Origin of the sequence: Caldimonas taiwanensis NBRC 104434, from assembly GCF_001592165.1 — a bacterium.
In the GTDB taxonomy this organism is placed as follows: Bacteria; Pseudomonadota; Gammaproteobacteria; order Burkholderiales; family Burkholderiaceae_C; genus Caldimonas; species Caldimonas manganoxidans.
This window is the reverse complement of record NZ_BCWK01000005.1, coordinates 147,787-160,805: the sequence shown is the minus strand read 5'-3', so window position 1 is coordinate 160,805 and position 13,019 is coordinate 147,787. Positions and strand designations below refer to the sequence as shown.

Annotated in this window: 10 protein-coding genes and 1 pseudogene; 7 read left to right on the top strand and 4 right to left on the bottom strand. The window is 66.6% G+C overall.

The features are described from left to right. Window positions 1-128 precede the first annotated feature (128 nt). The 5 genes from kdgD to CTA01S_RS06385 all read left to right on the top strand — a co-directional run bounded on the left by kdgD (window position 129) and on the right by CTA01S_RS06385 (window position 5,934). On the top strand, window positions 129-1,040 hold the full coding sequence (gene kdgD, locus CTA01S_RS06405) for a 5-dehydro-4-deoxyglucarate dehydratase (protein WP_062193484.1): 912 nt from the start codon (window positions 129-131) through the stop codon (window positions 1,038-1,040). 31 nt (window positions 1,041-1,071) lie between these two features. Next, window positions 1,072-2,037 (top strand): Bug family tripartite tricarboxylate transporter substrate binding protein, encoded by a 966-nt coding sequence (locus tag CTA01S_RS06400; protein ID WP_019561221.1) that lies wholly within the window; start codon window positions 1,072-1,074, stop codon window positions 2,035-2,037. 69 nt (window positions 2,038-2,106) lie between these two features. Then, entirely contained in the window at window positions 2,107-3,447 is a 1,341-nt protein-coding gene (gudD, locus tag CTA01S_RS06395; RefSeq protein ID WP_062193481.1) for a glucarate dehydratase, read from the top strand. A 12-nt stretch (window positions 3,448-3,459) separates the two neighbouring features. After that, a complete protein-coding gene (locus CTA01S_RS06390) occupies window positions 3,460-4,899 on the top strand; it encodes an aldehyde dehydrogenase family protein (RefSeq protein ID WP_062193477.1) in 1,440 nt (479 codons plus the stop codon). 60 nt (window positions 4,900-4,959) lie between these two features. Next, complete coding sequence (locus tag CTA01S_RS06385) at window positions 4,960-5,934, top strand: 2-hydroxyacid dehydrogenase (protein WP_033371324.1); 975 nt, start codon at window positions 4,960-4,962, stop codon at window positions 5,932-5,934. A gap of 47 nt (window positions 5,935-5,981) precedes the next feature. On the opposite strand, the gene CTA01S_RS06380 is transcribed toward CTA01S_RS06385, so the two are convergent. The 4 genes from CTA01S_RS06380 to CTA01S_RS06365 all read right to left on the bottom strand — a co-directional run bounded on the left by CTA01S_RS06380 (window position 5,982) and on the right by CTA01S_RS06365 (window position 10,014). Further along, on the bottom strand, window positions 5,982-6,596 hold the full coding sequence (locus CTA01S_RS06380; RefSeq protein WP_062193473.1) for a DUF3047 domain-containing protein: 615 nt from the start codon (window positions 6,594-6,596) through the stop codon (window positions 5,982-5,984). Between the two features lie 296 nt (window positions 6,597-6,892). After that, entirely contained in the window at window positions 6,893-7,864 is a 972-nt protein-coding gene (locus CTA01S_RS06375; protein ID WP_062193470.1) for a tripartite tricarboxylate transporter substrate binding protein, read from the bottom strand. A gap of 36 nt (window positions 7,865-7,900) precedes the next feature. Then, entirely contained in the window at window positions 7,901-9,037 is a 1,137-nt protein-coding gene (locus CTA01S_RS06370) for a CaiB/BaiF CoA transferase family protein (protein ID WP_157451312.1), read from the bottom strand. A 38-nt stretch (window positions 9,038-9,075) separates the two neighbouring features. Beyond that, on the bottom strand, window positions 9,076-10,014 hold the full coding sequence (locus CTA01S_RS06365; protein WP_062193461.1) for a hydroxymethylglutaryl-CoA lyase: 939 nt from the start codon (window positions 10,012-10,014) through the stop codon (window positions 9,076-9,078). A gap of 146 nt (window positions 10,015-10,160) precedes the next feature. On the opposite strand from CTA01S_RS06365, the gene CTA01S_RS06360 reads away from it, so the two are divergent. Beyond that, window positions 10,161-11,066 (top strand): LysR family transcriptional regulator, encoded by a 906-nt coding sequence (locus tag CTA01S_RS06360; protein WP_371326083.1) that lies wholly within the window; start codon window positions 10,161-10,163, stop codon window positions 11,064-11,066. 63 nt (window positions 11,067-11,129) lie between these two features. Continuing rightward, a pseudogene (locus CTA01S_RS06355) lies at window positions 11,130-12,953 on the top strand (carboxyl transferase domain-containing protein); the annotation flags it as partial. Window positions 12,954-13,019 lie beyond the last annotated feature (66 nt).

Genomic DNA, 13,019 nt, shown 5'->3' with positions numbered 1-13,019 from the left:
GGCCTACGTAGAACCGCGGATCACGCAAGACTTGCCGTCGGCCCGGGTTAGTTGTACGATGACGTACAACATATCCGCTCGGTCACTGCAGATCGGAGCGTCTTTCTTCCAGCCCTGTGAGCCTGTCCATGAGCCCTCAAGACCTGCAACGCACCATTTCTTCTGGTCTGCTGTCGTTCCCGCTGACGGACTTCGATGCCGACCTGCACTTTGCGCCCAAGCCCTATGCCGAGCGCCTGGAGTGGCTCATGCCCTATGGCGCCAGCGCCTTGTTTGCAGCCGGTGGCACGGGCGAGTTCTTCTCGCTGGCGCCGCGCGAGTATGCAGAGGTGATCCGTGTGGCGGTGCAGACCTGCAAGGGCCGCATGCCCATCATTGCGGGGGCTGGCGGCGGCACGACGCTGGCCATTCAGTATGCCCAGGAGGCCGAGCGGCTGGGCGCGCAGGGCGTGCTGCTGCTGCCGCACTACCTGACCGAGGCCACGCAGGACGGGCTGGTGGCCCATGTCGAGGCGGTGTGCAAGAGCGTGAAGCTTGGCGTCATCGTCTACAACCGCGGCGCCTGCCGCTTGACGTCCGATTCACTGCTGCGCTTGGCCGAGCGCTGCCCGAACCTGATCGGCTTCAAAGACGGCATCGGTGACATCGAGGCGTTCGTCACCATTCGTCAGCGTCTGGGCGACCGTTTCGCCTACTTGGGCGGATTGCCCACGGCGGAAGTGTTCGCCGCGGCCTACAAGGCCATGGGTTGTCCGGTGTACTCGTCGGCGGTGTTCAACTTCATCCCGCGCACCGCGATCGAGTTCTACAACGCCCATGCCGCAGGCGATACCGCCACGACCGAGCGGCTGATGCGCGAGTTCTTCCTCCCCTATGTCGAGCTGCGCAACAAGGGGCAAGGCTATGCGGTGAGCATCGTCAAAGCCGGTGCGGCCGTGGTGGGCCGCAGTGCCGGGCCGGTGAGGCCGCCGCTGTCAGACCTTCAACCTGCGGAAGTCGAGCAGCTGCGAGCGCTGATCGACAAGCTCGGGCCTCAGTGATGTTGTTTTGCAAACCTCAGAGGAGACGTCGATGAACCGAACCATGAAGTGGCTGGCCGCCGTGGCCCTGGGTGTGGGGCTTGCTGCCAATGCCTTGGCCTGGCCCACCAAGACGATCACGTTGGTCGTGCCTTTCCCGCCGGGAGGCTCGACCGACACCTTGGCGCGCGCCATCGGCCCCAAGCTGCAGCAGCAGCTGGGGCAGACGGTCATCGTGGACAACAAGCCTGGAGCCACAGGCACCATTGGTGCGGGCTTGGTGGCTCGATCGGAGCCCGATGGCCACACGCTGCTGGTGGCCTCGCTCGGGCCCTACGTGATCGCGCCGCACTTGCTCAAGAGCGTACCGTATGACGCGACCAAGGATTTCGATCTGCTGACCGTGGCCGTGCAGGCCCCCAACGTGCTGGTGGTGCCAGCGGCCTCACCGTTCAAGTCGTTGAGCGACGTGCTGGCCCATTTGAAGGCCCACCCGGGCAAGATGACGTTTGCGTCTTCGGGCAACGGCTCGTCGGACCATCTGACGGCCGAACTGTTCTGGCAGCAGACGGGCACCACGGGCATTCATGTGCCCTACCGCGGCGGCGCCCCGGCGATCTCGGATCTGTTGGGCGCACAGGTCGATGCCTCGTTCCAAAACATCAACGCGATCATTCAGCACGTGCGCTCGGGCAAGCTGCGTGCTTTGGCGATCACGTCCGCACAGCGCTCCAAGCTGTTGCCGGAGGTGCCCACGCTGGAGGAATCCGGCATCAAAGGCGCCAATGTGTTCTCTTGGCAGGGCATCGCAGCCCCCAGAGGGTTGCCGGCAGAGGTCAAGAGCAAGTTGCATGCGGCGTTGGTCAACGCGATCAACGATCCGCAGGTGCGTGACCAGTTCGTCTCGGTCGGTTTCGAGCTGGTGGCCAACACGCCCGAGCAGTTCGCCAGCTTCCAGCGCGCCGAGTATGAGCGTTGGCGCACGCTGATCAAGGCGCGCAACATCACGGCCGACTGAACCCAGGCGGCAGGAAGCGTGGCCGCCGCGGAGGCGGCTGCGCAACCGCCTTGGATCGATGGAGTTTCCATGTCTTTGAACGATACCCCCCGCATCACGGACCTGCGCGCCATCCCCGTGGCCGGACGCGACAGCATGCTGCTGAATCTGAGCGGTGCGCACGGCCCGTTTTTCACTCGCAATCTGGTGGTGTTGACCGACAGCGCCGGGCGCACTGGGGTCGGCGAAGTGCCTGGCGGCGAAAAGATCCGGCAGACCCTGGAGGAGGCTCGCCCCTTGGTGGTCGGCCAGCCGGTGGGCGCGTACAAGCAGGTGTTGCAACGGGTGCAGCAGACCTTCGCCGACCGCGACAGCGAGGGGCGGGGCCTGCAAACGTTTGACCTGCGGACCACGATTCACGCGGTGGCGGCCTTGGAGTCGGCGCTGCTCGATCTGCTGGGCCAGCACTTGGGGGTGCCGGTGGCCGCTTTGCTGGGTGAAGGCCAGCAGCGCGACAAGGTGGAGATGCTGGGCTATCTCTTCTTCGTGGGCGACCGCACCCGCACGGACTTGCCCTACCGCAGCCCCAAGGACGAACCGCAAGACGATCCCTGGTTCGGGGTGCGCAATGAGTGTGCATTGACGCCGCAGGCCATTGTGCGCCAAGCCGAAGCGGCGCATGCACGCTATGGCTTCAATGACTTCAAGCTCAAGGGCGGCGTGTTGCGCGGCGAGGAGGAGGTGGAGGCGGTGCGGGCTTTGCACGAGCGCTTCCCAACGGCCCGTGTGACGCTGGACCCCAACGGAGGATGGTGGCTGAAAGACGCCATCCGTTTGATGCGAGATTTGCACGGCGTGCTGGCCTATGCCGAGGACCCCTGCGGTGCGGAAAACGGGTTTTCCGGCCGCGAGGTGATGGCCGAGTTCCGCCGTGCCACGGGGCTGCCGACGGCCACCAACATGATCGCCACCGATTGGCGACAAATGGTGCATGCGCTGGCCGTGCAAGCGGTGGACATTCCGTTGGCCGACCCGCACTTCTGGACCCTATCGGGCTCGGTGCGCGTGGCGCAGACCTGCCGAGACTGGGGCCTGACTTGGGGCTCGCACTCGAACAACCACTTCGATGTGTCGCTGGCGATGTTCACGCATGTGGCCGCGGCGGCGCCGGGTCGCGTCACGGCCATCGACACGCACTGGATCTGGCAGGACGGCCAACGCCTCACGAAAGAGCCGTTGCAGATCCGTGGCGGCTTCGTCGAGGTGCCAAACAAGCCGGGCCTGGGCGTCGAGCTGGACATGGCCGAGGTGGAGAAAGCCCATCGGCTCTACCTTGAGCACGGTCTGGGCGCGCGTGACGACGCCATCGCCATGCAATACCTGATTCCCAACTGGACTTTCGATCCCAAGCGGCCTTGTCTGGTCCGCTGAACGCACAACGCCATGTTCAAGAACCTCATCAACGGCCAGTGGGTGGAAGGCCCGAGTGTCACCCGCAACATCAACCCGTCGGACACACGGGATGTGATCGGCGAATATGCCCAAGCCGATGCGGCGCAGGCCCGCGAGGCGGTGGCCGCGGCCGAGGCGGCCTTCCCGAGCTGGTCGCAGACCACGCCGCAGCAGCGCTTCGACATCCTGGATGCGGTCGGCAGCGAAATCCTGGCGCGGCGCAACGAGTTGGGTGATTTGCTGGCCCGTGAGGAGGGCAAGACCCTGCCTGAGGCCATCGGTGAAGTGGTGCGTGCCGGCAACATCTTCAAGTACTTTGCCGGTGAGGCGCTGCGCGGTGCCGGTGATGTGCTGCCTTCGGTGCGCCCAGGGGTGGGCGTGGAAGTCACCCGCGAGCCGCTGGGGGTGGTGGGCCTGATCACGCCGTGGAATTTCCCGATCGCCATTCCCGCTTGGAAAGTGGCTCCGGCACTGGCCTATGGCAATACCGTGGTGCTGAAGCCGGCCGAGCTGGTGCCCGGTTCGGCCTGGGCCTTGGCCGACATCTTGCACCGTGCCGGTGTGCCTGCCGGGGTGTTCAACCTGGTCATGGGCCGCGGCCGCGACGTGGGTCAGGTGCTGCTGGACGACCCGCGCGTGGCGGCCATCAGCTTCACCGGTTCGGTGGCCACCGGGCGCCAAGTGGCGCAGGCTTGTGTGGCCCGGGGCGCCAAATTCCAGCTCGAGATGGGCGGCAAGAATCCTTTCGTGGTGTTGGACGATGCCGACTTGAACGTCGCCGTCAGTTGCGCGATCAACAGTGGCTTCTTCTCGACCGGTCAGCGCTGCACGGCGTCTTCGCGGGTGATCGTCACCGAGGGCATCCATGACCGCTTCGTGGCCGCGATGATCGAGCGCATGCGTGCGCTCAAGGTGGATGATGCGCGCAAAGCGGGCACCGACATCGGCCCCGTGGTGGACGAGCGGCAGCTGGCGCAAGACTTGGAATACTTGGCCATCGGGCAGCAAGAAGGGGCTCGCTTGGCCGCCGGTGGGCAGCACATCGAGCTCAGCTCCGATGGTGCACCTGGCTACTACCTCAGCCCGGCGTTGTTCACCGAGACGACGCCGCAGATGCGCATCAACCGCGAAGAAATCTTCGGCCCGGTGGTCAGTGTGCTGAGGGTGAAGGATTACGAGGAGGCGCTGCACTGCGCCAACGATACGCCGTTCGGTTTGTCCGCCGGCATTGCCACCACCAGCCTGAAGTACGCCACGCATTTCAAACGCCATGCGCAGGCCGGGATGGTGATGGTCAACCTGCCCACGGCAGGCGTGGACTACCACGTGCCGTTTGGAGGGCGTAAGGGTTCGAGCTATGGGCCGCGCGAGCAAGGCGCTTATGCGGCCGAGTTCTACACCACGGTCAAGACGGCCTACACGCAGGCCTGAGACCCAGGGCCGATGCCGTGGCAGGGCACGGCTTGCCAATGGCACAGCTCGCCTCGAATGATGAGCGCATCACGCCGGCCGGTTGTCTTGCAGCGAGTGCCTGACCGCTTTGCGCCCGAGTTGCAGCGGGAATTGGCCACATACTGCGAGCTGCATGAGGCCCCCACGCAGCGGTCTTTGGAGGAGGTGATCGCGGAACACGGGCCTCGCATCGAGGCGGTGATCACGTCGGCGGCGGTGGGGGCGGATGCGTCCTTGATCGAGGCTTTGCCGGCCTTGAAGCTGATTTCCAGTCTCGGTGTGGGATTGGATCGGATCGACTTGCAGATGGCAGCCCGTCGTGGGGTGGCGGTGGGGTACACGCCGGGGGTGCTGGACGATTGCGTGGCCGACATGGCCTGGGCCTTGCTGCTGGATGTGATGCGCGGTCTCAGTGCCGCGGACCGCTTCGTGCGCAGCGGTGCCTGGGCGCAAGGCCACTTCCGGCCGCTGGGCTGCAAGGTCAGCGGTTCCCGCCTGGGCGTGGTGGGGCTGGGTCGTATCGGGCAGGCCATCGCACGTCGTGCCAGCGGATTTGCCATGCCGGTGCGCTATCACGCCCGTCGTCCGGTGGATGGGGTGCCCTGGACGTACGAGCCGTGCTTGATCGAACTGGCGCGCTGGGCCGATGTGCTGGTGGTGGCCACCTCCGGCGGCGAGGGCACGCGCCATTTGATCGATGAGGCGGTGTTGGAGGCCTTGGGACCGCACGCCTATCTGATCAACATCGCTCGCGGCACGGTGGTCGATGAGCAAGCGCTGGTGCGCGCACTGCAACAGCGGCGCATCGCTGGGGCCGGTTTGGATGTGTTCGAAAGAGAGCCCGAAGTGCCCGAAGCCTTGCGGAGCCTGGACCATGTGGTCTTGGCCCCGCACATGGCCAGCGCGACGGTGCAGACCCGTTGGGCCATGGCCCAACGGGTGCTGGACAACCTGCGAGGCTATTTCGAGCAAGGTTGCTTGGTGTCCGAGGCGCCACGACCGCAAGCGGCTTGAGGCGTTGGGCGTGCGGTGGTGCCGCGGGCGTCTTGGGCCTTGACGATTCAGCGCCGGCTCAGTGTGATGTCGCCATACCAGGCGGTCACGGGCACGCCCAGGTCGTCGCTGTCGGTGAGCACGCCCACACTGCGGATCGGGCCAGGGTCTTCGCCGAAGGTGCGTCGGTAGTCCTCTACCACGTCGCGCTCGTGGAAGCGCCAGTGCCCGAGGGCTCCGGGGCCGCCGTCGATGACGAGGTAGCGGATGCGGCTGCTGCGGGCATAGTGGACCACGGTGTCGCGCGGGGTTTGAGCGTCCCAGACGTACATCAGGCTGGCATAGGGCAGGCGCTGTCCGGTGAAGAGCTCCACTTGCTCGTAGAACATCAGATCCCGCAGCGACAGCCGCCGCAGATCGCCGTCGAAGGCCAGGATCACGCGCGCGGGCGCATCGTCGATGCGTGGGTCGCTGACGGTCAGTCGGGGGTCCACATGCTGGACCATCCAGGAAAAGCGCAGGCGGCCGGCTTGCCATGGGTCGATGTCCACCAGGCAGCGCAGGCCGGTGGCCGCGCCGTCGGAGTGAGCCCGCAGCACGGTACGACCATCGACCGACGCGGTGGCGTAGTGGGTGGGGCGCTTGTCGCGCCGCAGGACATAAGGCTCCCAGCCGCGAGGCACGCGCCCGTCGGGCGCCGAGGCGGAAAAGGGAGCGATGCTCGTTGGGGCCAGGCCGGCCCCCAAGGGCGTTGTTGGGGGCCGGGCACAGCCGGCCACGGTGGCGCAGGCCAAGATGGTGCGCCCAAGCCAAAGACGGCGTGTGGGGTCGAGCGGGTGGTGGGGTGGAAAGGGGCCGGTCTGACGGTGGGGCGGCATGGACTTGCAGGGCAGGCGGTCGCAGGGTCAGTTTGCCATGCTCGCATGAAGCGAGCATGACGGAAAAGCCCCCGCGGCCCTGCCGCGCCGCGATGGCTTCCTCAGTCCAGCGTGATGTGGGCTTGTTTCACCAAGCGGGCATAGCGAGCTTGTTCGGCTTCCATGAAAGCCCGTGCGGCCTGCGGCGACGTGGGCTGGATCAGGTTGTTCTGCCGGGCCATGGCGGCTTGCACGGCCGGGTCGTTGAAGGCGGTCACGATGGCTGAGTGCAGGCGCTGCAACTGGTCTTGCGGCAGCTTGGCCGGCGCCACGGCGGCGAACCAGCCGGCCACTTCCACTTCGGGAAATCCTTGTTCGGCGATGGTGGGCAGATCGGGCAGTGCGGCAATGCGCTGACGGCCCATCACACCGATGGCTCGCAAGGCGCCGCTTTGCAGATGACCGAGCACGGCCGGCACGGCCACCACGCCCCAGTCGACTTGGCCGCCGATCAAGTCGGTGATCATCGGCCCGGTGCCCTTGTAGGGGATGTGGCGGCTGTCCACCTTGGCGGCTTCGGCGAACATGGCGGCGGCCAGGTGGATGATGGTGCCGTTGCCCGAGGAGGCATAGTTGGTTTTGCCCGGCCGGGATTGCAAAAAGGCTTGCAGCTCCTTGGCCGTGCGCGCCGGCACATGGGTGGGATGGACCACGAGCACGAACGGTGTTTCTCCGACCACCGAGATCGGCGTGAGGTCGCGCAGGCCGTCATAGGGCATGTTCTTGAACACGCTGGGATTGACGGCATGGTTGTTGGAGACGAAGCCGATGGTGTTGCCATCTGGAGCAGCCTTCACGATGGCCTGGGTGCCGGTGATGCCGCCAGCCCCAGGCAGGTTTTCGATCACCACGGGCTGGCCCGTGGCTTGGGACAAGGCATTTTGTGCGGCACGCACGATGGCATCGACGCCCGAGCCGGCGCTCACCGGCAGGATCACGCGCAGCGGGGTGTTGCTGCTTTGAGCGAAGGCGGCAGGCGCCAGGGCCAAGGCAGCCAGCATCATCAGGTGGCGGCGACGAAGGGTTGGTTTCATCGGGGTCTCCTCGGGGGTGGAAGGTTCACGCGAACATCAGTGGGACGACAGGCGCGACAACACGTCTTCGGTGTGTTCGCCCACTCGGGCCAGCGGCTGGCGCACGCCCAGGCGGCGGTGTCCCATCCGCAAGGGCAGCGCCACGACCTGGGTGGTCTGGCCGTCATCGGTGTCCATCGGCATCAGGCCCCCGCTGGCGCGCAAATGCGGGTCGTCCACCAGCTGGTCGGGGCGGCGCAAGGGCGCAAACGGCACCCCGGCGGCTTCCAAGCGAGCGCACAGCTCGTCCAGGCGCCAGCCGCGCAAGGTTTGGCGGAGTTCCTGCATGAGGCGGGGCCGCTCGGCCACGCGTTGGGTATTGGTGGCCAAGGCAGGGTCATCGGCCAGGTCCGGGCGTTCGATCACTTCGCACAGCGTGCGAAACTGCCGGTCGCTGACGGCACCGATGAACAATCGCTCGTCATCGGCCAGTGAAAAAACGTCGTAGACGCTCCAGGCCGAGACCCGCGCGGGCATGGGCGGCGGCGGCTCACCGGTCATCAGGTATTGCTGGATGTGTTGCGCCACGAGGAAGACGCAGTTTTCGAACAGGGCGCTTTGCACTTCCTGCCCGCGTCCGGTTCGCTCGCGTTCGCGCAAGGCTGCCAGCACGCCAATGGCGCCGAACATGCCGCCCATGATGTCGTTGACCGACGCGCCGGCTCGCAGCGGCTGGCCTGGCGGGCCGGTCATGTACGACAGGCCGCCCATCATCTGCACCACTTCGTCCAGTGCCGTGCGATGCTCGTAGGGCCCAGGCAGAAAGCCTTTGTGAGAGGCGTAGATCAACCGAGGAAACCGGGCGGACAGGGTGTCGTAATCGAGACCGAGCTCGGCCATCAGGCCGGGGCGGAAGTTTTCGATGAGCACGTCGGATTGACCGATGAGCTCCAAAGCCGTCGCACGGCCTGCGGGGGTGTGCAGATCGAGCACCACGCTCTTTTTGTTGCGGTTGAAGCTGCGGAAAAAGCCGATGCCCAGCCCCGGCAAGCGGCGGGTCTTGTCTCCGCCGGGGGGTTCGATCTTGATCACCTCGGCCCCGAGGTCGGCCAGGATCATCCCGCAGGTCGGCCCCATGACCATGTGGGTGAATTCGATGACGCGAAGGCCATCCAGTGGTAACGCAGCAGTCATAGAAGCGAGCTCCATCGATGCCATGAACAGAGGGGGCCTCACGTGCAGGCGCGGGCCGGCCGGAAGGTCTTGGGCAGTCCGGCTCGCCACAGTGTGCCGTGGGTTGGTTCGCCCTCGATCCAGCGCACCAGCTGCGCACGCAGCGCCAGCAAGGCGTGGATGTCGATGCCCGTGTCCACCCCCATGGATTCCAGCAGGAACACCAAGTCCTCGGTGGCTGCATTGCCGCTGGCGCCCGGGGCATGAGGGCAGCCGCCGATGCCGCCCAGCGACGCATCGAAGCGCGTGATGCCCAGTTGCAGCGCGGCCACCACATTGGCCAGGGCCAGGCCGCGGGTGTCGTGGAAGTGGGCGCCGCACAAACGATCGCCGGCGATTTTGAGCGCCTGCTCGAACAGGCGACTGACCGACGCGGGGTCGGCGTAGCCGACGGTGTCGGCCAGGCTCACCCGGTCGGCGCCGGCATCGAGCAGGGCTTGCAGCAGGCGCAGCACCTCGGCAGGCCGCACCTCGCCTTGGATCGTGCAGCCAAAGGCCGTGCCCACCCCGCCTTCGATCAGGGTGCGCCGGCCGCTGGCGTCACGCGCGGCGCGGATGCGAGCCATCTCGGCCACCACCTCGTCCGGCGTTTTGCGCAGGTTGGCCAGGCTGTGCGCAGCACTGGCCGACAAGGGCAGGATCATCAGGTCCGCCTCGAGTTCGAGCGCGCGCTCGGCACCTTGGAGGTTGGGGATCAACACGGAGACGCTCAGCCCCGGCAAGGTTTTGGCCTCGCGCAAGACCTCGGCCGTGTCGGCCAACTGGGGCAGCCTGCGCGCCGGCACGAACGAGCCGACTTCGATCTCGCGCAGGCCCGCAGCATGCGCGGCACGCACCCACGCACATTTGTGCTCGGTGGGCACGATGGTGCCGATGCTTTGCAGGCCATCGCGCAGACCGACTTCGCGAACGGTGGCGCACAGAGGCAGTGTTTGCATGGGGTGCACTTCAGCGGGTGGAACAAGATGGCTTGCGCAGGACTTTAGGGTTTCCGGCATGGACTTGTAGCGATATTTGGGAACCAATACCGTTCCTGTTTGGAAACGCTGATGCCGCACCTGACCCGATGCGTCCGATCGATCCTGTGAGCCTGAAGCTTTTCGTTGCCGTCTGCGAAGAGGGCAACATCGCCCGAGCGGCCGAGCGCGAGGCCATCGTGCCTTCGGCCATCAGCAAGCGCATTGCGGCCATCGAGGAAGACGCCGGCGTGCGCTTGTTGGTGCGTGCTCGGCGCGGCATTCGGCCGACGGCCGCCGGCGAAGCCTTGTTGCGCCAAGCGCGTGAAGTGCTGGGCGCATTGGCGCGTTTGCAAGCCGAGCTCAGTGGCTTTGCCAGCGGGGTGCATGGCAGCGTGCGGGTGCTGGCCAGCATCTCGGTGCTGTCGGAACGCTTGCCCGATGACGTGGCGGAATTCTTGGCGCGTTACCAAGCCGTGAAGGTGAGTTTCGAGGAGCGCTTGAGCCCGGAGATCGTGCGCAGCGTGCGCGAGGGAACGGCCGATCTGGGTGTGCTTTGGGACGCCGGCGAGCTTCAGGGGCTGCACACGCTGCCGTACCGATGCGATCACCTGGCCGTCTTGGTGCATGCCTCGCATCCGCTGGCGCGGCGCCGCCGCTTGAAATTCGTCGAGACGCTGGATCACGAGGCCGTCGGTGTCATGCCCGGCAGCATCATGGAGACGATGCTGCGGCGCTATGCGGCCATGGCCGGCCGCACCTGGGTTCACCGCATTCAAGTCTCGACACTGGATGCGGCTTGTCGCATCGTGGCCGCCGGTTTGGGTTTGGCGATCCTGCCTCGGGAAGTGTGCGAGCCGCAGGCGCGCAGCCTGGGCTTGCGACTCATTCCGTTGACGGATGCTTGGGCTTGCCGTCGCTTCGTGATCTGCATGCGATCGCCACAGACCTTGACCGCAGCTGCTCGGCTGTTGGTGGACCATTTGCAGCAGTGCGCGGGCGTTCAGTCGCCCTCGAAGGCGTCACCCAGGTGACGGACATGGACCGCGCCTTGGAGGGATAAAGCCGCTTGTGTTGCTTTCGTCTCGAGGACCACCATGCCGACCGATCTCGTGCACGCTCCCACCAGCGCGACGGTGGTTGAATTCCTCGTTCGGCCTGGCCAGACCGTGCGCGCCGGACAACCACTGCTGGTGCTCGAAGCCATGAAGATGGAGCACGAAATCTGCGCGCCGTCCGATGGTGTGGTGCGCGAGTGGCTGGCCGCCGTGGGGGAGTTGGTGCAAGAAGGCGCCGCCTTGCTGCGGCTGGGCCCTGCGGAGCCGGCCTTGCCAAGCGCCTGCGAGGCCACGGCGGCGATGCCGCCGGCTTGCCGCGAGCGCGCCGACCTGCAGCGGCTGCGCGAGCGCTTGGCGCTGACGCAGGATGCCGCCCGGCCCGAGGCAGTGGCGCGTCGTCACGCCCAGGGCTTGCGCACGGCACGCGAAAACATCGCCGACCTGTGTGATCCGGGCAGCTTCATCGAGTATGGCGCACTGGCCATCGCTGCGCAGAGCCGTCGGCGTAGCCTGGAGGACTTGCAGCGCCACACCCCGGCCGATGGCATCGTCACCGGTATCGGCTCGGTCAACAGTGCCTGGTTCGGCGAAGAGGCTTCACGCTGTGTCGTCATGGCCTATGACGCCACGGTGTTGGCCGGCACCCAGGGCGCGCGCAGCCACCAAAAGACCGACCGGATGTTGGCGATCGCCCTCGAGCAGCGGCTGCCGGTGGTGTTGTTTGCCGAGGGGGGCGGTGGCCGCCCGGGCGATACGGATTGGCCGGTGGTGGCCGGATTGCACCTGCCCACGTTTGCGAGTCACGCCAGGCTGTCGGGCCTGGTCCCGGTGGTGGGTATCGCCGCCGGGCGTTGTTTTGCCGGCAATGCCGCGTTGTTGGGGTGTTGCGATGTCATCATCGCCACGCGCGACAGTTGCATCGGCATGGGCGGACCGGCCATGATCGAAGGCGCGGGTTTGGGCGTTTACCGTGCCGAGGACATCGGGCCCAGCGAAGTGCAAGCCCGCAACGGGGTGATCGATGTGCTGGTGGACGACGAGGCCGCCGCGGTGCGTGTGGCGCGCCAGTATCTGTCGTATTTTCAGGGCCGGGTGAGTGAATGGGACTGGAGCGACCCCGCGGTCTTGCGCGAGGCCGTCCCAGAAAACCGCTTGCGCGCCTACGACATGCGGGCGGTGATGCGGGCCGTGGCCGATGCGGGCTCCGTGCTGGAATTGCGTGAGGGATTCGGGCGCAGCGTGTTGACGGCCCTGGCCCGCATCGAGGGCCGACCGGTGGGTTTGTTGGCTAGCAATCCGGCGCATTTGGGCGGCGCCGTCGATGCGGAGGCGGCGGACAAAGCGGCGCGCTTCGTGCAGTTGTGTGATGTGCATGGCCTGCCCATCGTCTCGCTCATCGACACGCCCGGATTCTTGGTGGGGCCGCAGGCCGAGGCGCAGGCGCAGGTGCGCCACGTGAGCCGCTTGTTCCTGGCTGCAGCACGCAAGCGCGTGCCCTGGCTGGCCGTGGTGCTGCGCAAGGCTTACGGTCTGGGCGCGATGGCCTTGGCCGGCGGCAGCCTGCATGCGCCCATGGCCACGGCCGCCTGGCCCACCGGTGAATTTGGCGCCATGGGCTTGGAAGGCGCGGTGCGCCTGGGGTATCGCAAAGAGCTTGAAGCCCAGCCCGAGGGCCCCGCGCGGCAGGCCTTGTTCGAGCGTTTGCTGGCCGAGCAGCGGGCCCGCGGTGCGGCGCTGCACATTGCGCAGACCTTGGAGATCGATGCGGTGATCGACCCGGCCGACACACGCTCCTGGCTGGCGCGCGCGCTGGCCTCGGCCCGTGTGGGCGAGCCGGCAGGGCGCTATCTCGACGCCTGGTGAGTTCTTGCCGGCAGGGCGGGCGGTATGACGCCCATCAAGACCTGGGTGCGGTGGCGCGGATCCAGC

Excerpts from the sequence above, each read along its gene's own strand:
- kdgD (WP_062193484.1), top strand. The coding sequence starts at position 129 with ATGAGCCCTCAAGACCTGCAACGCACCATTTCTTCTGGTCTGCTGTCG.
- CTA01S_RS06400 (WP_019561221.1), top strand. The coding sequence starts at position 1,072 with ATGAACCGAACCATGAAGTGGCTGGCCGCCGTGGCCCTGGGTGTGGGG.
- gudD (WP_062193481.1), top strand. The coding sequence starts at position 2,107 with ATGTCTTTGAACGATACCCCCCGCATCACGGACCTGCGCGCCATCCCC.
- CTA01S_RS06390 (WP_062193477.1), top strand. The coding sequence starts at position 3,460 with ATGTTCAAGAACCTCATCAACGGCCAGTGGGTGGAAGGCCCGAGTGTC.
- CTA01S_RS06385 (WP_033371324.1), top strand. The coding sequence starts at position 4,960 with ATGAGCGCATCACGCCGGCCGGTTGTCTTGCAGCGAGTGCCTGACCGC.
- CTA01S_RS06375 (WP_062193470.1), bottom strand. The coding sequence starts at position 7,864 with ATGAAACCAACCCTTCGTCGCCGCCACCTGATGATGCTGGCTGCCTTG.
- CTA01S_RS06370 (WP_157451312.1), bottom strand. The coding sequence starts at position 9,037 with ATGACTGCTGCGTTACCACTGGATGGCCTTCGCGTCATCGAATTCACC.
- CTA01S_RS06365 (WP_062193461.1), bottom strand. The coding sequence starts at position 10,014 with ATGCAAACACTGCCTCTGTGCGCCACCGTTCGCGAAGTCGGTCTGCGC.